Annotated in this window: 22 protein-coding genes; 10 read left to right on the top strand and 12 right to left on the bottom strand. The window is 32.7% G+C overall.

Annotated features, from left to right (window positions below):
• Window positions 1-158 precede the first annotated feature (158 nt).
• The 7 genes from K354_RS0105915 to K354_RS0105885 all read right to left on the bottom strand — a co-directional run bounded on the left by K354_RS0105915 (window position 159) and on the right by K354_RS0105885 (window position 6,588).
• The gene (locus K354_RS0105915; protein WP_024954583.1) at window positions 159-1,715 is read right to left on the bottom strand and encodes a flavocytochrome c; all 1,557 of its coding nucleotides are present in this window, start codon (window positions 1,713-1,715) and stop codon (window positions 159-161) included.
• A 218-nt stretch (window positions 1,716-1,933) separates the two neighbouring features.
• On the bottom strand, window positions 1,934-2,530 hold the full coding sequence (locus tag K354_RS0105910; protein ID WP_024954582.1) for a MarC family protein: 597 nt from the start codon (window positions 2,528-2,530) through the stop codon (window positions 1,934-1,936).
• A 13-nt stretch (window positions 2,531-2,543) separates the two neighbouring features.
• A complete protein-coding gene (locus K354_RS0105905) occupies window positions 2,544-2,849 on the bottom strand; it encodes a hypothetical protein (protein ID WP_024954581.1) in 306 nt (101 codons plus the stop codon).
• Window positions 2,849-3,346 carry a YajQ family cyclic di-GMP-binding protein gene (locus tag K354_RS0105900; protein ID WP_024954580.1) on the bottom strand — a complete coding sequence of 166 codons (498 nt, stop codon included), beginning with the start codon at window positions 3,344-3,346 and terminating at the stop codon, window positions 2,849-2,851. The genes K354_RS0105905 and K354_RS0105900 overlap by 1 nt, the downstream gene beginning before the upstream one ends.
• Before the next feature lie 30 nt (window positions 3,347-3,376).
• Window positions 3,377-4,063 (bottom strand): succinate dehydrogenase/fumarate reductase iron-sulfur subunit, encoded by a 687-nt coding sequence (locus tag K354_RS0105895; RefSeq protein ID WP_024954579.1) that lies wholly within the window; start codon window positions 4,061-4,063, stop codon window positions 3,377-3,379.
• Window positions 4,060-5,652, bottom strand: coding sequence for an FAD-dependent oxidoreductase (locus K354_RS0105890; protein ID WP_024954578.1), 1,593 nt, complete (start codon window positions 5,650-5,652; stop codon window positions 4,060-4,062). Before K354_RS0105890 ends, K354_RS0105895 begins: the two co-directional genes overlap by 4 nt.
• Entirely contained in the window at window positions 5,653-6,588 is a 936-nt protein-coding gene (locus K354_RS0105885) for a D-2-hydroxyacid dehydrogenase (protein WP_024954577.1), read from the bottom strand.
• A gap of 212 nt (window positions 6,589-6,800) precedes the next feature.
• Between K354_RS0105885 and K354_RS0105880 the strand changes: the two genes are divergently transcribed.
• Window positions 6,801-7,241 (top strand): hypothetical protein, encoded by a 441-nt coding sequence (locus K354_RS0105880; protein ID WP_024954576.1) that lies wholly within the window; start codon window positions 6,801-6,803, stop codon window positions 7,239-7,241.
• Window positions 7,242-7,329: 88 nt separating this feature from the next.
• Here the strand turns inward: K354_RS0105880 and K354_RS0105875 are convergent, their stop codons facing one another.
• The 5 genes from K354_RS0105875 to rpsU form a co-directional block, all read right to left on the bottom strand.
• Window positions 7,330-7,800, bottom strand: coding sequence for a DnaJ domain-containing protein (locus tag K354_RS0105875; protein ID WP_024954575.1), 471 nt, complete (start codon window positions 7,798-7,800; stop codon window positions 7,330-7,332).
• A complete protein-coding gene (locus tag K354_RS0105870; protein WP_024954574.1) occupies window positions 7,797-8,978 on the bottom strand; it encodes a glutathionylspermidine synthase family protein in 1,182 nt (393 codons plus the stop codon). Before K354_RS0105870 ends, K354_RS0105875 begins: the two co-directional genes overlap by 4 nt.
• The gene (locus tag K354_RS0105865) at window positions 8,978-9,586 is read right to left on the bottom strand and encodes a UPF0323 family lipoprotein (protein WP_024954573.1); all 609 of its coding nucleotides are present in this window, start codon (window positions 9,584-9,586) and stop codon (window positions 8,978-8,980) included. The genes K354_RS0105870 and K354_RS0105865 overlap by 1 nt, the downstream gene beginning before the upstream one ends.
• Window positions 9,583-10,248: a hypothetical protein gene (locus tag K354_RS0105860; RefSeq protein WP_024954572.1), complete on the bottom strand. Its 666-nt coding sequence runs from the start codon at window positions 10,246-10,248 to the stop codon at window positions 9,583-9,585. The genes K354_RS0105865 and K354_RS0105860 overlap by 4 nt, the downstream gene beginning before the upstream one ends.
• Window positions 10,249-10,384: 136 nt before the next feature.
• A complete protein-coding gene (gene rpsU / locus K354_RS0105855; RefSeq protein WP_024954571.1) occupies window positions 10,385-10,597 on the bottom strand; it encodes a 30S ribosomal protein S21 in 213 nt (70 codons plus the stop codon).
• A 168-nt stretch (window positions 10,598-10,765) separates the two neighbouring features.
• On the opposite strand from rpsU, the gene K354_RS0105850 reads away from it, so the two are divergent.
• The 9 genes from K354_RS0105850 (at window position 10,766) to lpdA (ending at window position 20,100) form a co-directional block, all read left to right on the top strand.
• Window positions 10,766-11,425: a recombinase family protein gene (locus tag K354_RS0105850; protein WP_024954570.1), complete on the top strand. Its 660-nt coding sequence runs from the start codon at window positions 10,766-10,768 to the stop codon at window positions 11,423-11,425.
• 5 nt (window positions 11,426-11,430) lie between these two features.
• Entirely contained in the window at window positions 11,431-12,810 is a 1,380-nt protein-coding gene (gene ccoG / locus K354_RS0105845) for a cytochrome c oxidase accessory protein CcoG (protein ID WP_024954569.1), read from the top strand.
• A gap of 139 nt (window positions 12,811-12,949) precedes the next feature.
• On the top strand, window positions 12,950-14,020 hold the full coding sequence (gcvT, locus tag K354_RS0105840; protein ID WP_024954568.1) for a glycine cleavage system aminomethyltransferase GcvT: 1,071 nt from the start codon (window positions 12,950-12,952) through the stop codon (window positions 14,018-14,020).
• A gap of 88 nt (window positions 14,021-14,108) precedes the next feature.
• Entirely contained in the window at window positions 14,109-14,477 is a 369-nt protein-coding gene (gene gcvH, locus K354_RS0105835) for a glycine cleavage system protein GcvH (RefSeq protein WP_024954567.1), read from the top strand.
• Complete coding sequence (gene gcvPA / locus K354_RS0105830; protein WP_024954566.1) at window positions 14,477-15,811, top strand: aminomethyl-transferring glycine dehydrogenase subunit GcvPA; 1,335 nt, start codon at window positions 14,477-14,479, stop codon at window positions 15,809-15,811. Before gcvH ends, gcvPA begins: the two co-directional genes overlap by 1 nt.
• Window positions 15,808-17,256 (top strand): aminomethyl-transferring glycine dehydrogenase subunit GcvPB, encoded by a 1,449-nt coding sequence (gene gcvPB / locus K354_RS0105825; RefSeq protein ID WP_024954565.1) that lies wholly within the window; start codon window positions 15,808-15,810, stop codon window positions 17,254-17,256. The genes gcvPA and gcvPB overlap by 4 nt, the downstream gene beginning before the upstream one ends.
• Window positions 17,247-17,903: a lipoate--protein ligase family protein gene (locus K354_RS0105820; RefSeq protein ID WP_024954564.1), complete on the top strand. Its 657-nt coding sequence runs from the start codon at window positions 17,247-17,249 to the stop codon at window positions 17,901-17,903. The genes gcvPB and K354_RS0105820 overlap by 10 nt, the downstream gene beginning before the upstream one ends.
• Window positions 17,900-18,754 carry a lipoyl synthase gene (lipA, locus tag K354_RS0105815; RefSeq protein WP_024954563.1) on the top strand — a complete coding sequence of 285 codons (855 nt, stop codon included), beginning with the start codon at window positions 17,900-17,902 and terminating at the stop codon, window positions 18,752-18,754. Before K354_RS0105820 ends, lipA begins: the two co-directional genes overlap by 4 nt.
• Complete coding sequence (gene lpdA, locus K354_RS0105810; protein WP_051505394.1) at window positions 18,754-20,100, top strand: dihydrolipoyl dehydrogenase; 1,347 nt, start codon at window positions 18,754-18,756, stop codon at window positions 20,098-20,100. Before lipA ends, lpdA begins: the two co-directional genes overlap by 1 nt.
• The last annotated feature ends 13 nt before the right edge of the window (window positions 20,101-20,113 follow it).

Raw genomic sequence — 20,113 nt, 5'->3', positions numbered from 1 at the left:
AAATTCTTTTCGAAGTTCAGGTGTAGATTTAACCTGCTCAACAGCAGGTTTAGCTTGCTCAGGAGCAGCAGCTTTTTCGCTGCTACTTCCGAACAAAAATGCTACACTAAAAATGAAAAAAAACCCTAGAGAAAAAAGAGTTTTTTTATTCTTCATAATTAAATATTTTCTCCCGCAATCATACCGAATGTTAAACAATCAGTTACAGCTACACTTCCTAAACGGCTCGCTCCATGAGTACCACCTGTTACTTCTCCAGCTGCATATAATCCTGCAATTGGTTTCATTGTGTTTCCTGAAATTACTTGTGCTTTTGTGTTAATCTTAACTCCACCCATTGTGTGGTGTGGTTTTGGTTGTAAACGAACACAATAATAAGGACCTTTTGCTTCAATACCTTGACCTTTAAATGCTTTAACTGGTTTACCGAATTCATCTTTACCTGCTTTAACGCCTGCATTGTATTTTTTGATACTTGCTTTTAATGCATCTACTGGGATTTTATACGCTGCTGCTGCTTCTTCTACAGTTTTATACTGCTTCATAACGCCTGTTTTTAAACCTTTTTCAACTAAAGGTAAAATTTGAGGATCAAATGTATTGTAAGTACCAATAGCAATTGGATTTGCCTTAGGATCTACTCTTAAAATCTTCCACTCAGCATCAGCACGAGTTTTTCTATCAGCTAGTTCGTTCATGAAACGCTTACCATTTCTGATATCTACAGCCATACCGAATTTAAATAGACCTTGTTGAGTTAGTAATGGAGCTACACCAAAACCTCTTTCATCAGGACTTGCCCATGGACCTTGTTGAATCCATCCAATATGAATTGGCATTGCACCAATTTGGAATGCCTTTAACATTGCTCCAGCAGTTGCACCAGAGTGATTTGTAGTATCTGAATCTTCTGGTATACGAGGATCTTGAAGTTTTCTATAAACTTTATCTGCACTAAAACCACCAGCTGCTAAAATAACACCTTTTTTAGCTCTAAATACTTTTTTCTCACCAGTTGTGTTTTCTGCATCATCACTTAAAAGTTTTTTATTGAATCTATAACCAGTTCTAACGGTAACACCAACAACACCATCTTTGTCATCCATTACAAAATCATCAAACTTAGTTCTTCTCATGATTTTACAACCAGGAAGACCTTCAACAAACTTAGTCATTGGTTTAATAATTCCTGATCCACTCATGTTTTCTGTAATCATTGTTCTTGGAACTGAGTGTCCACCAAACCATGAAGGTTTTTTACCAGTTTTGAATTTTGCTCCACATTTTTGTGCAAATTCTAAAGTATCATTCGCTCTATCTGCAATTGTTTCTAAAAGTTCAACATGGTTAATTCCAAGTCCAGCTTTTAAACAATCTTTAATGAATCTTTCTTTTGAATCTTTGATACCAAATTTCTTTTGATCAGCATTATTTGGAACTGCAAATGCACCACCATTAATTACTGAGTTACCACCAATTCTACCCATTTTATCAATAACAAGTACTTTATAACCTCTTTCAGATGCTTTAGCGGCTGCTGCAAGACCTGCAAAACCTGTACCAATTACGATTACATCATATGTTTCATCAAATTTAACATCTTTTTCAAGTATTGTTGCTGCTGTTGCGTTAGTAGCACCTAACATTGCTAAACCTGCTGTTCCTAAAGCACCAATCTTTAGTGCTTCTCTTCTTGAAATTGCCTCTTTACTCATTATATTTCTCCTTTTTAATGTATTAGAAACTCTACGCCTTAACCTTCATCCGTATGAAAATTGTATCGAAAGATCGTGGTATTCAATGTGATATTTTTAAACTAAACATAAATTTATTTTTTAATAATTAAATTAAAGATAAATCTACACAATTTAAAATAGTTTTTATAAAAAAGACTATTAATATGTAAGTAATTTGTATTTATATGCAATGAATATTAGTGAAAAAGAGCTCTAATTCCATCAACAAACATTTGAACTGAAAGCATTAAAAGTAACATACCCATAAGCTTTTCTAAGGCATTTAATCCTTTTTCTTTTAAAACTTTATACAAAAAGGGTGACATATACAAAATAAAAGTAGAAAATGCCCAAGCTAGTATGACAGATACAAAAAGTGCCCAAAAATGACTACTATAAGAGCGTGTCATAATCATAAGAGTTGCAAGAGCAGATGGTCCTGCAATTAAAGGTATAGCAATAGGAACCATGAAAGGTTCTTCTGAACCAAAAAGAGCTGTATTTCCTTTTTCTCCAGGAAAAATCATCCTCATAGCAATAACAAAAAAGATAACCCCTCCAGCTATTGTAACAGAGGGGGTTTCAAGATGAAAAATATTTAAAAAAGTTTCCCCAAAAAAGAAAAATAGAAGAAGAATAGCCAATCCAAAAAAAGACTCTCTCATAATTATATATTTTTTTCTTTTTTTATCTACCCCTTTTAAAATAGCAAGTAATAAAGGGACATTACCAAATGGATCTAAAATGAACATAAAAAGTATTGCTGTTCCTATGATAGAAAATTCACTACTCATTTAATATTTTCCTTTAAATACAGATATTTTTTCCTACATACCATTTGACAACAGCCATTGTCGAATAATTCATCTCTCGTTGAGAAAAAGGGATGGAATTAATTCGCATCTTAGAAATGATAACAATAGAAATTATTAAAGCAAATAAGAAAAAAAGAAATCCTATCCAAATACTATGTAAATACCACCAAAAAAATACTCCTACACCAAAAGGAGTCAGAGTTAAGCCTAAATAGAGAATATAAACAAGGAAGTTACACCAAAGACCTTTAACTTTGGGCATAACTTCTATTTGAAAAGGTTTTTCTTCTTCTAACATTATTTCATATTTATAAAATTAAGTGGTATCTCTAGTTCTGCTTCACGCAAAGCTTGGATAGCTGTTTGCAAATCATCTATTGACTTTCCAACAACTCTTACCTCTTCTCCTCGGATACTTGCTTGAACTTTCAATTTTAAATCTTTGATTTTTTTCACTATCGTTTTTGAATCTTCTTTACTCAGAGTATCATTTATGCTTACTATTATCTTTGTATTACCTCCACCAACGGTATCACGACTAGCTTCTTTAATACCTTTTGCAGAAATCCCTCTTTTTATAGCTTCACTTACAATTGCATCAAACATAGCTTCTGCTTTTGAGTCTGTTGCACTTACTAAAGTAATAGTTTTCCCTTTTTCATTATAATCAAAATCAGCAGTAATTCCTTTAAAGTCCCAACGATTTGTTATAATTTTTTTTGCTTGCTCATACGCATCTTTTAGTATTTGTTTGTCTATCTCTGCTGTTATATCAAAACTATGTTCTTTTGCCATCTATTTTCCTTCATATTTTTATGTATGTTATCAAAAATTTGGATTAAATCCAAAATCATCCTCAAAACTAGGTTGTGGAGTTGGGTCAAAAAAACCTGCTTGCATACTTTTTGTTCTTAAGTGCAAAATATCACTCTTAGGATCAATTCCCATAGGACAAGCAACTGTACATTCCCCACATAAAGTACAATCCCAAATACCATCATTTTGCATTTTTTCTATGAAACTTTTTTTCTCTTCTTCTCTCACATCAGCTACATATCTCCAAGCTCTCGTTAAAGCAAAAGGTCCTAAAAAACTCTGCTTTACATCTAAAACTGGACAAGCAGAAAAACAAGAACTACAAAGTATACAATCGCTTTGCTTCTCTATAAGTTCTTCACACGCTTCTCCCATCACTTTTTCACTTCGTACATGTAACCAAGTTTGTATTTTTTGCAGATTTTGTTTAGCTTTTTTATAATCAACTAAAAGTCCTGCTACATTTTCGTGCCTTAAAAGTGGTTCAATCTTATCTCCATCTTGAACTTTATACTGACATGACAAAGTTTCTTGAAAATTTACCCTCACCGCACAACTTCCACAAACCCCGCTCTTACAGTTGTAACCAAACTTCAAACTCGGATTAATGTTTTCTCGTATATACACTAACGCATTTAAAAGTGTTATTTCTATGTGAGGGATTTCGTATAGTGTTCCTTGAATATCTATTTTCATTTTAAAAACCTTACATGTAAAGCACTATTTTGCATCTGCACATAAGAGTGCAATGCTTCATTGGCAGGTTTTTGAAAATCATCTCTGTAGTGAGCACCCCGACTCTCCTCTCTTTGGATGGCACACAGACTCAAAGCTTTAGCCACACTCAATGAGTTACCAAACTTTAAATGAGAAACCAACCAAGTGTTATAGCTCATGTTAGTATCACTTATAGTTAGTTTGTTATATCTCGCTTCTATATTTTCTATATTGTGTATTAAACTCTTTAAACCCTCTTCATCTCTATAAATTCCTGCTTTTTCAAAAAGCTCTTTACCAAGCTCTTCTCTTAGAGCAAAAAATGTATCTGATTTTTCATTTTGTAAGAGTTTATCTATCTCTTTTTTTACTTTTTTTTCATAAGATTTTAACTCTACATGTAAAGAAGTTTTTTGTGCGTACATGTAAGAAGTCTTAGCTACTTTTCTTCCAAAATGGACTATCTCTAAAAGTGAATTTCCGCCAAGTCTATTTGCCCCATGCACTTTGACGTTAGAACACTCTCCAACAGCAAACAATCCTTGTACGTTTGTTTGTAAATCCTCATCTACATCAACTCCACCCATACTATAATGAGCCGCAGGGCTTATTGGAATGAGTTGTTCACTTGGATCAATATGTTCATGGATATTTATAAGTTTTTTCTCTTGAGGTAAATTTTTATTGATAAACTCACTTCCTAAATGACGAATATCTAAAAATACACTATTATTTTTTTTCATTTGTGAAAAAACTGCGCGAGATACCTCATCACGAGTCATAAGCTCCTCGACAAATCTCTCACCTTTTTGATTGAGTAAAAATCCTCCAGCTCCTCTAGCACTTTCACTCACAAGAACTGAACTCGATTTTAAAGAAGTAGGATGAAACTGGACAAACTCCATATCACTCAATATTGCACTACTTTTCAATGCTAAAGCAAGACCATCACCTGTAGATTCAATCCCATTGGTGCTAAACCCATGATATATCCCAGCATAACCGCCAGTCGCTAAAACTACAGATTTACTCTCAAATGCTTTTATCTCTCCACTTTGGATATCTAGTAAGACAACTCCTTTACATGTACCCTCTTCTACTATCAACTCTAAAACAAAAGAGTTATCTAAAAATGCAATGCCTTCTTTTAAACAGTTATCATAAAGTGTATGAAGAAGTTTTAATCCTGTATAGTCTTGAGAGTAAGCTGTTCTATCCTTACTAGCTGCTCCAAATTTTCTTTGAGCAATCCTATCTTTTTTTCTCGAAAAAGGCATACCAATATCTTCAAGCCAGAAAATATCTTCTTTTGCCCCTTCACACATATCTTTTACATTTTTTTCAATTGCAAGTGATGAAGATGAAGTCATAGTATCTTTTACATGTAAAGATGGACTATCCCCCTCATCATCATAAATGACCCCATTAAATCCACCCTGAGCCATACAAGTTGCAGCGTTAGTTGGAGCAGATTGGCAGATAACTGCCACTTTTGCCCCTTGCTTTTTTGCTTCCAAAGCAGCGCTAAGTCCTGCTCCTCCGCTACCAACTATAAGGATATCAAACAACTATTTACTCTCTAAAAAACTTTTTATATTCTGCGCCACTATTTTCATCAGCTCAACTCTCGCTTCAACACTAGCCCAAGCAATATGAGGAGTCATAGCTAGATTGTCTTTATTTTTTACATGTAAGAGTTTATTGTCTATATTAATAGGCTCTGTTGCAACTACATCGATTCCTGCTAATAAGCCATTGTTGTCAATCGCATCAGCCAAATCACTCTCATCAACAATACCACCACGTCCAAGGTTCAGTAAAACAGCTCCTTTTTTCATAAGGTCTAGTTGTGGTTTTTTTATTAATCCATTTGTTTTTTCATTTAAAGGCGCGTGGATAGAGATAACATCGCAAGTTTTTAGCATTTCATCAAGTTCCATTCTAGTATGTGAACTATCGTTGTTTGCTCCACTTGTAGAGTAGTAACTTACATTGGCACCAAATGCATCAGCTACTTTTGCTACATTTTTACCAATAGTTCCAAAACCTATGATTCCCCATTTTTTATCTTTAAGTTCCCAAAATGGTCTCTCTACATTGGTAAAAAGTCCACTATTTGCCCAGCCACTAGATTTTACAAAATCATCATAGAATCTGCTTTGAGCTATAAGATAAAGTGCTAGCGTAAATGTAAGCTGTGTCACTGAAGCAGTAGAGTAACCAGCAGCATTTTTTACTTCTATACCTTTACTCGCAGCATAATCTAAATCAACATTATTCATACCCGTTGCCACTATACAAATAAGCTTTAGGTTTGGACATTCATCCATCACATCTTTATCTATAACAACTTTATTTGTTAGTACAATCTGTGCATCACCTATATGCTCTAGAGTCTGCTTTTTTGAGGTTGTTGGATAAGTAACAAACTCACCAAACTCAGTAAAAGCATCTAAACTAACGTCATCACCTATAGTTTTCGCATCTAAAAATACTATCTTCATTTTTACACCTTTATACAATAAAATTTAACAAATTCAAATATAATACTATATTTTTAATAAAATATAAATCTTTATTATTTTAAAGAAAAAAATTTATAAAACTCCAACTGATATTCATAGATAAAAAATATTTTTAAAGTTATTTATTCTTTTCAATTGATTAAAATAATATTTTTGTTATAATTTTAATTATAATTTATTAAGGAGTGTGTATGAAAAATTTATTTACAAAAGGTCTATTAGTTGTTGCTTTTACAATACCAACTATATTAAGTGCAGGTCAGCTTAAAGGCTTAAATGTCATTATTAATTCTGCTGAACCACAAACTCAAATGATGGCAATGGTTCTTTCAACTATGGCGGTTAAAAAGCATAAAAAAATTGTAAACATCACTTTATGTGGAGCGGCAGGTGATTTAGCTGTTAAAGGCTTGAAAAGTACCCCAGTGAAAAAACCTGATGGCAAATCTCCAACACCAAAAATGGCTTTAAAAGGACTGATTAAAGCTGGTGCAACTGTTCAAATTTGTCCTCTTTATTTACCTAATGCAAGTAAAGATAAATCTGTACTCCTAAAAGGAATAACGATTGCAAAACCACCTATGGTTGCAGCAAACTTACTAAACAGTGAATTTAACAATTTAACTTTTTAAAATAAAACAAGAGCGTAAATAACCATACGCTCTTAAAACTTTTCCTTAACTACACAATTTATTCAAAGATTGTAGTACTTAAAAAACATTACCCTCTAGCCTCTTTAATAGCACTGTATGCTTCATTTAAATCTTTAGTTTTTTGTTCTGCAAATTTTAGCATATCTTCGGGTAAGTCTTTACTTGCTATAGAATCATAATGATACTCTCTAACAAGTCTTCTATAATTTTTCTTTATCTCATCCATACTATCAGTTGGTTTTGACTCTAAAACCTCATAATACTTGCTTAGACTACTTTGAGGTTGTGCAAAATTTGGAGATTGTTGATTTCCTCCAAAATTACTTTGGTACCTAAAATTTGCTCCATTTTGAAAAGATCCTCCAGCTATCATAGCTATTCCTATAACAAAAAAGAAGTTAAATGGGAAAAACAGTATCCTTGGTGCAAAAATAAGAAGTGCAATACCTACTATAACTGTACCAAAGCAGACACCAAGCCACAGTACTTCTAAAAATATTCCCAACGCGATTATTGAAAAACCTATAATTTTTTTCATAAGTCTATAACATGTCCAACAAACTTAGAGTAGTTATTTAAAATCAAACCACCTCTTCTATACCCAAGTCCACAAGCTTCATAGGCAAAAAATACACCTGCTTGATAACTCTCACCATTAACATCTTTTGGAAGTTCTACGTATTCTTGATAGATTGGAGCAAACTCATCGTATATACCATCTTCTTGTTCCATTACATGATTGTTTTCATCTAAGATAACCGTATTAGCCCCTTCTCTTCCAAAAACTCTTTTTTCTACTTGTTTTTTGCCAACTAATGGTTCATAAGAAGTCTCTAGTAGTAAAGGATGATTTGGATATAAATCCCATAATATTTTCATAAAAGCTTTACTTTGAAACATCAAAGTATAGGCAGGATTTAGTATAATTGCTGATTGATTTTCCATAATATCACGTAACATCAAAGCCAAATCACCCTCATCAATACCAATATTTTCCCAAGGGATTAATTTAAACCAGTACTCAAAATTGACTTCTTTTTTAAAAACACCCTCTTGTCCATCAAACTCTACCTCATCAACAAAGGCAAAATCAGTTACAAAACCAGCTTCTTCAGCTGCTGCTTGAAGTAATTTTGTAGTATTTTCATCCTCGATACTTCCTTTGATGCTTGAAAAGAGTATTTTCCAATTTTCATAATGCTTTGCAAAATCTTCGGTATCCCCATTCATAACAACTAAACGTTTAAAATTCTCTTTGATTGCTTCATATAGATTGTTAAACTGCAATCTATCGTCCATATTGTTAACTTTTAAAAGTGCCCATTGAACTATGGCTGTTTCAAAAAGTGCTGTTGGAGTATCTGCATTAAACTCTATAAGTTTGATAGGCTTTCCATCAATCCCACCCGCTAAATCAAATCTTCCATACAGATGCCAATGAACATCACTTTCCCAAGATTTTTTTATCATCTCAGTAATATTAAAAGGAATTCCTAGTTCATGAAAAAGATTGTTTTTTATAACATATTCACCTGCTTCAACAAACATATCATACAATTCGTTAGTAGCTTCATAATAAGCATCAGCTTCACTCTGTTTTACTTGTACAAGCTCATCTGCTACATATGGGCTTTTATCTTCATCTGTATGCCAATAAAATCCAATAGATTCTAAAAAATCACTTGTTAGTGGGGTTACTTTTTCTAGACTAACCATTACCCACCAAACCCAAATAATGATTTAGATCTGCTTGAGCTTTTGCTACCAAAAAATCCACTACTTTTTTTCTTTGTTGATGTTGTTCCGCTTGTTCTTGCTTTATTGAAGCTACTTGTACTTCTACTATATGCTTGAGGAGATTTATAGCTTGTTCTTCTTTGCGCTTGATAATTTTGGTTATTAAAAAGTCTATTTCCTATGTAACTTCCAAGCATCGCTCCTGCTACACTTGAAAGAAGTATATGCCCAAGTCCAGGAGCACCATTACTCAAAGATGGATCTGTTAGAGATGAAGTTCCATTATCGATTTTTAGAGACTCCTCTTTTACAAGTTTATCCATCTCTTCTTTGGTAAGCATTTTTTCTGTACCATCTTTATAACGTACTATTACTCTTGTTACATTACTTGGGTACTCTTCTACAATCGTATATCCACCATTTTCTAACTGTTCTATAACTACAAAAGCTCCTTTGACTTTAGATGCTTCTGTAAATGCATTATCATCACTCTTTTGTTCACATCCTTGCATACCAGCTATAACCATAGCTCCAATTCCACCAGCTATCATATAATCTGATATTTTACGGATATATTTTTTATTCATTTATAATTTCCTATAATTTTTTTTAATTTTACATCTTTTTTTATATAGAGTTCACCATCACTCTCTTTTACATTATCATTTATACCAACTAATCTTTTTATCCGCTTTTGTACCAATTTTCTCTCATCCTTTGAAAAATTTCTTCGTCTTGCATATTCTTTTAGATTTTCCCAATCTTCAAAAGACTCACATATTTTTTCAACAATATCTTCTTCAATATCAAGTTCTTCAACTACATCTATAGTCTCTTCCATAGAATTTAAACTACTTCCTAAAGAAGGAACATTAGCTAAAGTCAAAATAGTTTTTAACTGCTCATCTCTATCTTTATAAATTTGTTCTATTTTATCTTTCGATTCTATGAGCATTTTTTCTTTCTCATATTGAAGTTGTTCTTTGTCATTTTCAAGTTTTTGATTTTTTACTTTTAATTCTTCTATTTGAGTTTTTAAAAGCTCAATATACTCACTATCATGTGCTTTTGTTATAGCTGTTCTTTTAGGAAGCCTTCCTTCTCTTTTTAAACTTTTTGTTAGTAAAACATACTTTTTACCATTTTCTGTAATACTCTCTAAAGTTCCACGTCTTAGGCGATTATAAATAGCTTCTTTACTTACTCCAAGATAAGTTGACATTTCCATAACTGTTAGTTTATCTTCCATAAAATCTCCCTTTTGCTAACAAATGTGTTATTATACAAAAAAATTATAACAATTTGATATTTTTAAGAATAAAAGTTGATTTTTGAGGAAATATATAGAAGAAAAAAGAGTGAGGAGAGAAACTCTCCTCTTGTGATTATAGTCTAGACTCGTAGCGTCTAAGCATATAAAGTCTTTTAAGCATTTTTTTACGAGCACTAATCTTTTGTTTCTTACGCTTTTCAGTTCCTGTTTCAAAGAATCTTCTAGCACGAGTTTCAGTAACGATTAGGTTTCTATCAATTTGCTTTTTGAACTTTCTATATGCTTCGTCAAACGAATCATTAGGATGAACCTTAATACCTGGCATCCGACCTCACCACCTTTCTGTTAAAATTTGGTCCTTATTCTATCTAAAAAAGACTTTTTTAAGCTTAAGATATATAATTAGACCATATAGACGATAAAACAAAATTTGTTCTTGACTTATTTCGTCTATATTGCTATACTTTCAAGAAGTGATAAAAAGGTGACATTTATGCGGATAGCTCTTCTAAAAAGTAAAACTGATAAAGTAAATATAACCACTCAACAAAACTGCGTTATAAAATATGCTCGAACCCATGGTATTAGTTTAGACACTACTGAAATAGAAAATTCTGACCACTCACAAGTGTTAGAAGAAAGAAAAGAATTTAAAGGATTTTTGCGTTCTTTAAATGAATCTGATAGTGTTTTAATTTACGATTTATGGGTTTTTAGTGATGATATAGGCGAATTAACCAAAATACTAGAGTGTTTATTAAAAAGATCAATTACTGTGCATATTTGTCATTCAAGTGTTAGCATTAACGAGCAAACCTCTTCATTAGAAGTCTTAACAGTTCTTGCTAAATATAGAGAAAAAAACCTCTCTACAAATAAAGAAATTTTTCAAGGTAGACCAAAAGGAAGAATGTCAAAATCAAAATTTGATGTATACAGAACTCAGATTGTAGAGTATTTAGAAAAAAATGATTCTGTAAGTAAAATTGCGAGAACTCTTGGGGTGAGTAGAACTTCCCTTAAAGACTATATCAATTCTCGTGGATTAAAAGATTTGGTAGAAGCAAAGAAGGTACTTTTACCTGTTGTAAAAAAAGTTCAAACTAAAAAAACAATTCTCACTAATGAAGAATGTGCTCTAATTAAAGGATAAAAATAATGGCTACATGTAATACTAGCAAGTGCAATAAACCGTACTCAAAATCAAGATATACTGCTTTTGGAATTATAACTCTAATCGCATTTGTGCTCCCTTTTCTAAGGATAGGAGGAAATCATCTCTTTTTATTTAGTTTTGATAAAAAACAACTTCATCTTCTATTTACAACATTTGATATGCAAGAGTTATATCTCATGCCTTTTTTACTTATACTTTTATTTTTAGGCATTTTCTTTATGACAACACTTGGAGGCAGAATTTGGTGTGGTTGGGTCTGTCCACAAACAATCTTTCGAGTTATTTATAGAGACTTAATAGAAACAAAACTTCTAGGAATTAGAAAAAATATAAAAAATAAACAAACTGATTCACAAAATGGCATTAAAAAAGTTATAGCTGTCTGTATATGGTCTATACTTGCTTTTTTAGCTGCATCAAACTTTACTTGGTATTTTATTCCTCCTGAAGATTTTTTTAACTACATACAAAATCCACTCGATCATACTGTTCTTATCGGTATTTTAGCGATCATAACTGGTTTTTTAATTTACGATGTAATTTTACTCAAAGAAGAATTTTGTGTGTATGTTTGTCCTTATGCTAGAGTTCAATCTGTTATGTTTGATAACGATACGATTCAAACTATCTATAATGAAGAACGTGGTGGTTTAATTTATGATGAACATAATCAACTTATAAATACTAAACCAACAGGAGAAAATGATGAATGTACAGGCTGTGAAGCTTGTGTAAAAATTTGTCCAACACACATAGATATTAGAAAAGGCATGCAATTAGAGTGTATTAACTGCCTTGAGTGTGCAGATGCATGTACTACAGTCATGGAAAAACTTGGCAAAGAATCTCTCATAACATGGACTAGTCCAAATGCTATTGAGAGTAAAGGGAAAACACAATTTATGAGGTTTAGAACTATTGCTTACGGAATTGCACTTAGTATTGCTTTAGTCGCTCTATTTTTAATGGGTTCAACAAAAGAACATATGCTTTTAAATATCAATAAAACTACTCAATTATATAAAATCAAAGATAAAGGAGAAGAGATTCAAAATGCATATACTTTTCTTTTTCAAAACACTGATCATAAAGACCATAAATACTATTTTGAAGTAGATAATAAAGACATAACTATAGTAAAACCATCTGCACCTTTTAAATTAAAATCTGGTAGTAAAATGAAAAAAGTAGTTATTTTAAAAACCAATAAAAATTTATCAACTCATGCAAAAGATGATACTCTTCTAAATATCAAGATTACTGCTTATGCGCTCGACGATAAAGAAAAAATCATTGTTTTTAGGAATACAACTTTTATCTACCCAAGTCCTAGTTCAGTAAAAAAATATTTAAATAAATAAACTTCTGTAAAGGCGTAAAAATACGCCTTTACCCTTTTTTGTAAAAAGCCTTACATGTAAACAATTTTATGCCTATTTTTTTAGCAAAATTAAATGAAATATTTGATACTCTAAATAAATTTAACACAAAGAGAGTAATATGGACAAATTAAAAAGAACTGCACTTTTTGAAAAGCATCAAGAACTCAACGCAAAAAATATTGGTTTTTGTGGCTGGGAAATGCCTGTTCAATATGCAGGAATTTTAAAAGAGCATGAAGCTTGTAGAAACAACGCTGCTCTTTTTGACACTTCTCATATGGGTGAATTTTTCTTTGAAGGGAATCTTCTTTTTAGTGGTATTAATGACACTACAACTGTTGATGTTTTAAAACTCCCTATTGGAAAATGTAAATATGGTTTTTTACTCAACAAAGATGGCGGTGTTATAGATGATCTAATTGTCTATAAAGCAGGCCCTGATAGACTTATGTTTGTAGTAAATGCTTCTAGAATAGAGATTGATTATGAGACTATTAACTCTCAACTTCATAATGGTGTATTTACAAATGCCAGCGAGCAAACTTCTAAACTAGATATTCAAGGACCAAAAGCAAAAGAGATACTTCAAGACTTAGTGACATTTGACTTAGATGAACTGAGCTTTTTTAGTTTTGCAGAAACTGACATTATGGATAGTTTTGCACTAGTGAGTAGAACAGGTTATACAGGCGAAGTTGGATATGAGCTTTATCTTGATAATACAACAGCTCCTTTAGTTTGGGACAAACTCATCAAACGTGGTGCAATTCCAGCAGGACTTGGAGCAAGAGATGTCCTTCGCCTTGAAATGGGTTATAGTCTGTATGGTCAAGAATTGGATGAAACTACTACTCCTATAGAAGCTGGTATAGGATTTTTTGTTGGTTATGAAAAACATTTTACTGGTAAAGAAGCTCTTCTTAAACAAAAAGAAGAAGGTGCTCCTAAACAAGCTATAGCTTTTACAACTAATTCAAAAAGAGCTCCTAGACACGGTATGGACATCTATCAGAATGACCAAAAAATTGGAGTTGTAACAAGTGGAACTTTTTCACCCTCAATCAATTCAGGTATTGGCTTAGGTTCAGTGCAAACAAAACTTTACAAAAAAGATGCTCCAATAGAGTTAAGAAATGAAAGAGGAAACATCCCTATTTTTAAAACAACGCTTCCATTTTATAAAAAATAAAAGGTGCTCACACTAACATACAAAAATTTACTTTGTACTTAAGTGTGGGGAATTGTCACTAAGCTTAGCTTAGTTAAAAGGAGATATAATGATAAAACGATACAGTAACGAACATGAATGGGCTATTTTAGATGCAGATACTGCTAGTGTAGGACTTTCAGCTTACGCCGTTGAACAACTTGGTGATATTACTTTTGTAGAACTTCCTGAAATTGGTGCAAGTGCTGAAAAAGATGATAGTATTGCGTTTATAGAGTCTGTTAAAGCAGCTTCAGATATTTATATACCTATTGGTGGTGAAGTTATTGAAGTAAATGAAGAACTAGAAGATGCTCCGGAGCTTTTAAATGAAGCAGCTGAGAGTACTTGGATAATGAAAATAAAAGTAAGTGATGCAAGTGAATTTGATTCTTTGATGGATGAGGCATCTTATAAAGCATACATAGAAACACTATAATGCCATATACTCCTCATACCCCACAAGATGTGCAACGTATGCTTGCACAAATAGGAATCAAAGAAGAATCAAACCTCTTTGATGCAATTCCTAGTGAATTAAGAGCTAAAAGTTTTAATTTATCTGAAGGCTTGAGTGAATTTGAAGTTTTAGAAAACTTCCATACTTTAGCAAATCAAAATGATACTTCAAAAGTAAATTTTTTAGGGGGTGGTTATTATGACCATATAATCCCTAGTGCGGTGGATGCCTTATCAACTCGCTCAGAATTTTACACAGCTTACACTCCATACCAAGCAGAAGCTTCACAAGGAACACTTCAAGTCCTTTATGAATACCAAAGTATGATTTGTGAACTCACAGGGATGGAAGCAACAAATGCGTCTATGTACGATGGAGGAACTGCTTTAGCAGAAGCTGCTTTGATGGCTATTCGTATCTGTAAAAAAAGAAAAAAAATCATTGTTGATAGTGGAGTCAATCCAATCTACATAAAGATTTTAAAAACTTATTTGGCTTATCATGAGATTGAAGTTACTGTTTTACATGTAAAGGGTGATGGCTCCGATAAAACTAAACTTTTAGGTATGATAGATGAGAGTGTCGCAGGGTATATCTTCCAAAATCCAAACTTTTTTGGCTCTATCGAAGATTACAGCCAAATCATAAAAAAACTCCATGATGTTAAGGCTTTAGCTATCATGAGTTCTTATCCTATTGCACTTGGTATTTTAAAGAGTGCTAAAGATGTTGATGCTGATATCTTTTGTGCTGATGGGCAAAGCCTTGGAAATTATCTTGGATTTGGTGGACCATCATTTGGGATACTCGCAACAAAAGAGAAATATATAAGAAACCTTCCAGGAAGAATTGTTGGTATGACTGAAGATAAAGAGGGAAAACGCTCTTATGTTTTAACACTTCAAGCAAGAGAACAACATATTCGCCGAGATAAAGCAACATCAAATATCTGTTCAAACCAAAATTTAATGGCACTTCGTGCAACTATTTTTATGGCACTACTTGGAAAAGAGGGTTTTGTAAAACTCTCAAATCAAAACTACAATAACGCAACTTATCTTAAAAATGGACTCAGCCAAATAAATGGAGTGAATATATACAACCAAAATCCTACTTTTAATGAATTTGTTATAGAACTACCTATAAGTTCTTCTAAATTTATCCAAAAGATGGAAGAAAAAGGCTTTTTTGCTGGTTTAAAACTCGATACACTATATGAAAACTTTGCAAACAGAGTCTTAGTAAGTGTCACTGAAAAAAGAACAAAAATACAAATAGATAAGTTCATCTCAAGTGTAAAGGAGATTCTATGAGTTCCACGCTATTTGAAAAATCTCATAAGGGAAGAGATGGTATAAACATACCAAAACAGAGTGTTCCTGATGCTCCAAATCTTGATGAAAATCTTTTAAGAAGTGAGAAAGCAGAACTTCCAGAGTTAAGTGAATTTGATGTAGTGAGACACTTTACAAGACTCTCAAATAAAAACTTTTCTATTGATGCAAATTTTTATCCTCTTGGTTCTTGTACGATGAAATACAATCCTAAAATACAAGAGAGAGTTGGTGCTCTTGCAGGATTTGCAAATCTTCACCCTCATCATATAACAAACAACCAAATACATCTTGTTCAAGGAGCCTTATCTACACTTAAAACTCTAGAAAACAATTTATGCGAGATTACAGGTATGGATGCTTTTACTCTCACTCCACAAGCTGGTGCTCACGGAGAGATGCTTGGAGTAATGATGATAGGAGCGTACCATAAGAAAAAAGGAAATAACAAACGTTATGTTATTGTTCCTGACTCTTCACATGGAACAAATCCTGCAACTGCTGCCATGGTGGATTATGATGTAATCACTGTTAAATCAGGTCCAAATGGAGATATGGACTTAGAAGCTTTTAAAGAAGCGATGAGTGATGAGGTAGCTGCTGTCATGATGACCGTTCCTAACACGTTAGGACTTTTCAACCCTCAAATAAAAGAGATTTGTGATATCGCTCACTCTTATGATGCTTTGATGTATTATGATGGTGCCAACATGAATGCCATCTTAGGAGTTTTAAGACCCGGGGATATTGGTTTTGATGTCATTCATCTTAATCTTCACAAAACATTTGCAACACCTCATGGTGGTGGAGGTCCTGGTGCAGGGCCAGTTGGCGTGGTTAAAAAGCTACAAGAGTTTTTACCAGATTTGCAAGTTAGTTTTAACAAAAAAGATGGTTACTTTTTTAATAAGCCTCATGAAAATACAATAGGAAAGATTTCTCCATTTTTTGGAAACTATTTAGTTCTTATAAGAGCTTTAGTTTATATGCAAACCTTAGGTCGTGAAGGCATGATTAATGTGAGTCAAAAAGCTGTTTTAAATGCAAACTATATTTTGGCAAAATTAAAAGACCATATAAAAGCACCTTTTGATTCTCTTTGTATGCATGAGTGTGTTTTTAGTGCTGAAGATTTAGCTAAAGAACATGGCGTAAGAGCCATGGATATTGCAAAATACCTTTTAGATTTTGGACTTCATGCTCCAACTGTTTATTTTCCGCTTATTGTAAAAGAGTCTATCATGATCGAGCCAACAGAAACGGAAAATATCGATACAATTGATTATTTTTGTCAAAAAATGATAGATGCAATTGAGCTTGCAAAGTCAAATCCTGAAGCTTTTAAAGAGTTTCCAAAAACTCTTCCAATTAGCAGACCAGATGAAACAAAAGCAGCAAGAAGTTTAAATATAAGATGGCAATAATACCTTGGAGATTTTTAGACTCTACGGGACTTAGTGCTCAGGAAAATATGGAGTTGGATAAATCTTTATATGAAAACTTTCAAGAAGAGCCTATTTTTAGGCTCTATACTTGGAAACCAAACTCTTTTACTATTGGCCGTTTTCAAAAACTTGAAGAGATAAAAAATAGTGAAAATTTTGGAGACAACTGGGCAAAAAGAGTGACTGGTGGCGGTCTTCTTTTACATGGTTTTGATCTGTCTTACACAATCATTATCCCAACAAAACTTCTAAATAAAAAAAGTGTAAAAGAGAGTTATGAGTATCTCTGCTCATTTTTACTCAATTTTTACCAAAAACTAGGTCTACATGTACAGTATGCAAAAGATTTACATGTAAACCTTGAAAAAAGCTTTTTTTGTCAAGAAGGATTTGAAGCCTATGACATGATATGTAATGGTAAAAAACTAGGTGGAAATGCCCAAAAAAGAGGTAAAAACCTCATCTTGCAACACGGCTCCATTCCTCTAAGAAATGATCAAAGAAAATTTACAGGAACTTCTTTAGAAGAATTTGATGTAAATTTAAATGAAAAAAAAGCAAAAAAGTTGTTAAAAGAAAGTTTTATAGAAACTTTTAACGCAATATTAAATGAAGAAGAAATATGATAAAAAAACAGCGAAAACCATCTTGGTTATTAAAAAAAGTATTTTTTTCACAAAAAAAAGATGTTGAGATTGCTTTAAAAGATATCGGTATTCACACCGTTTGCCAAGAAGCGATGTGTCCAAATATGAGTGAGTGTTTCTCTAAAAAACTAGCTACTTTTATGATTTTAGGCTCTACATGTACACGAGCTTGTTCCTTTTGTAGTGTAGATACTGGCATGCCAAATGGCATAGATGAAAAAGAGCCACAAAAAGTTGCTCGTGCGGTTGCGTCTTTGGGTTTAAAGCATGTGGTTATTACAAGTGTAACAAGAGATGATTTAAGTGATGGTGGTGCTGAGCAATTTGTGCAATGCGTAAAAGCTATAAAAGAGATGAATAAAAATATAACCGTAGAACTTCTCATCCCTGATTTAAAACACAATACAGATGCTATCAAAAAAATTGCAAACTGTGGAGCAGAAGTCATAGGTCACAACATAGAAACTGTACCTAGACTTTATGAGGTACGAAAAGGTGCAAACTATACAAAATCTTTAGAAGTTTTAAAAGCACTCAAAATAGCAAATCCAAAAGTAAAAACAAAAAGCGCTCTTATGCTTGGTCTTGGAGAGCGCGAGGATGAGTTAAAAGTAGTGTTACAAGACTTACTTAACATGGAGTGTACTTTACTCACTATGGGTCAATATTTGGCTCCTAGCAAGACTCATACTCCAGTAATAGAATATATAAAACCTAAAAAATTTGAAGAGTTAGGTCAAATTGCTAGTGATATGGGATTTGAATTTGTAAAGAGCTCACCATATACAAGAAGTTCGTATATGGCACATGAATATTTTGAGGAGAAATGATGCATTATGATGTAATAGTTATTGGAGCAGGACCTGGTGGATATGAGTGTGCTTCACTTTTAGCCAAAAAAGGTAAAAACGTAGCTCTTATAGAAAAAAACCAAATAGGTGGAACCTGCCTCAATGAAGGCTGTGTCCCTGCTAAGCACTATTTAGAAAGTGCAAACTATGTTGCTAAAAAATCTTACTTTGAGAGTTGTGGTGTACATGTAGAGAATATTTCATTAGATATGAACATTCTCAAAAATAAAAAATCTGAACTTATCGAGCAACTAAGAACTGGCATAAACACTAAACTCAAAAAATCAAAAGTTACTACTATCTTTGGTAGTGCTAGTTTTGAAAATGAAAACTCTATTAGAGTAAATGATGAAATCATAAGTGCCGATAAATTTGTCATAGCTTCAGGATCTATACACAGACCTCACCCTCTTTTAGAAGTTGATGGAAAACAGATTATCTCTAGTAAAGAAGTTTTTGAGCTTGAAAAAATTCCTTCTTCAATTCTTATTGTTGGTGGTGGGGCTATTGGCTGTGAATTTGCTACATTTTTTAACTCTATTGGAGTAGATGTTCATATAGCAGAATTTACACCAAATATTGTTCCAGCAGAAGATGTAGATGTAGCAAAAGGGCTTAAAAGAGAGTTAGAAAAAAAAGGCATAAAAATATCTATTAACACAAATGTAACTTCTTATGTAAAAAATGAAAAAAGTGTTAGTATAAAAATGGATACTCCAAAAGGAGAAATTGATGCTGAGTATGAGTTAGTACTTGTTTCTATTGGACGTTCACCAAATACAAGTGAATTAGACCTTAAAAATGCCTCTATACAAAGTGAAAAAGGTTTTATAACTGTAAATGAAAACTTACTAACAAGTAATCCTAACGTATATGCAATAGGAGATGTAATTGCTACTCCTGCCCTTGCTCATAGTGCATATAATGAAGCAAATGTTGTAACTAATAACATAACAAAGAACACTACATGTAAACCTTCAAAAACCATCCCTTTTGTAACTTTTTGCCAACCTCAAGTTGCTAGTGTTGGAAAAAATGAAAAAACTCTTAAAGAGTTCGGCATAGAGTATGAAGTGATTAAACACTTTTACAAATCAAGTGCAAAAGCAAAAATCAAAGGTGATGATGGTGGTTTTATAAAACTTCTTTGCGAAAAAGAGACTGGTACTATCCTAGGTGGTGCCATGATAGGAAATGATACAACAGAACATATCCATCAAATACTAATAGCAATAAATACAAAACTTACAAAAGATGATTTAGCAAAAATGGTTTTTGCTCATCCAACATTGTCTGAGTCTTTATGGGAGATGGTTCAAGATTGAAAATATAAAGGTT

This window comes from Sulfurospirillum arcachonense DSM 9755, assembly GCF_000597725.1.
In the GTDB taxonomy this organism is placed as follows: domain Bacteria; phylum Campylobacterota; class Campylobacteria; order Campylobacterales; family Sulfurospirillaceae; genus Sulfurospirillum_A; species Sulfurospirillum_A arcachonense.
This window is presented reverse-complemented; position numbering and strand designations above follow the sequence as displayed.

Coding starts and splice junctions, on each gene's coding strand:
- K354_RS0105915 (WP_024954583.1), bottom strand. CDS start 1,715: ATGAGTAAAGAGGCAATTTCAAGAAGAGAAGCACTAAAGATTGGTGCT.
- K354_RS0105910 (WP_024954582.1), bottom strand. CDS start 2,530: ATGAGTAGTGAATTTTCTATCATAGGAACAGCAATACTTTTTATGTTC.
- K354_RS0105905 (WP_024954581.1), bottom strand. CDS start 2,849: ATGTTAGAAGAAGAAAAACCTTTTCAAATAGAAGTTATGCCCAAAGTT.
- K354_RS0105900 (WP_024954580.1), bottom strand. CDS start 3,346: ATGGCAAAAGAACATAGTTTTGATATAACAGCAGAGATAGACAAACAA.
- K354_RS0105895 (WP_024954579.1), bottom strand. CDS start 4,063: ATGAAAATAGATATTCAAGGAACACTATACGAAATCCCTCACATAGAA.
- K354_RS0105885 (WP_024954577.1), bottom strand. CDS start 6,588: ATGAAGATAGTATTTTTAGATGCGAAAACTATAGGTGATGACGTTAGT.
- K354_RS0105880 (WP_024954576.1), top strand. CDS start 6,801: ATGAAAAATTTATTTACAAAAGGTCTATTAGTTGTTGCTTTTACAATA.
- K354_RS0105875 (WP_024954575.1), bottom strand. CDS start 7,800: ATGAAAAAAATTATAGGTTTTTCAATAATCGCGTTGGGAATATTTTTA.
- K354_RS0105870 (WP_024954574.1), bottom strand. CDS start 8,978: ATGGTTAGTCTAGAAAAAGTAACCCCACTAACAAGTGATTTTTTAGAA.
- K354_RS0105865 (WP_024954573.1), bottom strand. CDS start 9,586: ATGAATAAAAAATATATCCGTAAAATATCAGATTATATGATAGCTGGT.
- K354_RS0105860 (WP_024954572.1), bottom strand. CDS start 10,248: ATGGAAGATAAACTAACAGTTATGGAAATGTCAACTTATCTTGGAGTA.
- rpsU (WP_024954571.1), bottom strand. CDS start 10,597: ATGCCAGGTATTAAGGTTCATCCTAATGATTCGTTTGACGAAGCATAT.
- K354_RS0105850 (WP_024954570.1), top strand. CDS start 10,766: ATGCGGATAGCTCTTCTAAAAAGTAAAACTGATAAAGTAAATATAACC.
- ccoG (WP_024954569.1), top strand. CDS start 11,431: ATGGCTACATGTAATACTAGCAAGTGCAATAAACCGTACTCAAAATCA.
- gcvT (WP_024954568.1), top strand. CDS start 12,950: ATGGACAAATTAAAAAGAACTGCACTTTTTGAAAAGCATCAAGAACTC.
- gcvH (WP_024954567.1), top strand. CDS start 14,109: ATGATAAAACGATACAGTAACGAACATGAATGGGCTATTTTAGATGCA.
- gcvPA (WP_024954566.1), top strand. CDS start 14,477: ATGCCATATACTCCTCATACCCCACAAGATGTGCAACGTATGCTTGCA.
- gcvPB (WP_024954565.1), top strand. CDS start 15,808: ATGAGTTCCACGCTATTTGAAAAATCTCATAAGGGAAGAGATGGTATA.
- K354_RS0105820 (WP_024954564.1), top strand. CDS start 17,247: ATGGCAATAATACCTTGGAGATTTTTAGACTCTACGGGACTTAGTGCT.
- lipA (WP_024954563.1), top strand. CDS start 17,900: ATGATAAAAAAACAGCGAAAACCATCTTGGTTATTAAAAAAAGTATTT.
- lpdA (WP_051505394.1), top strand. CDS start 18,754: ATGCATTATGATGTAATAGTTATTGGAGCAGGACCTGGTGGATATGAG.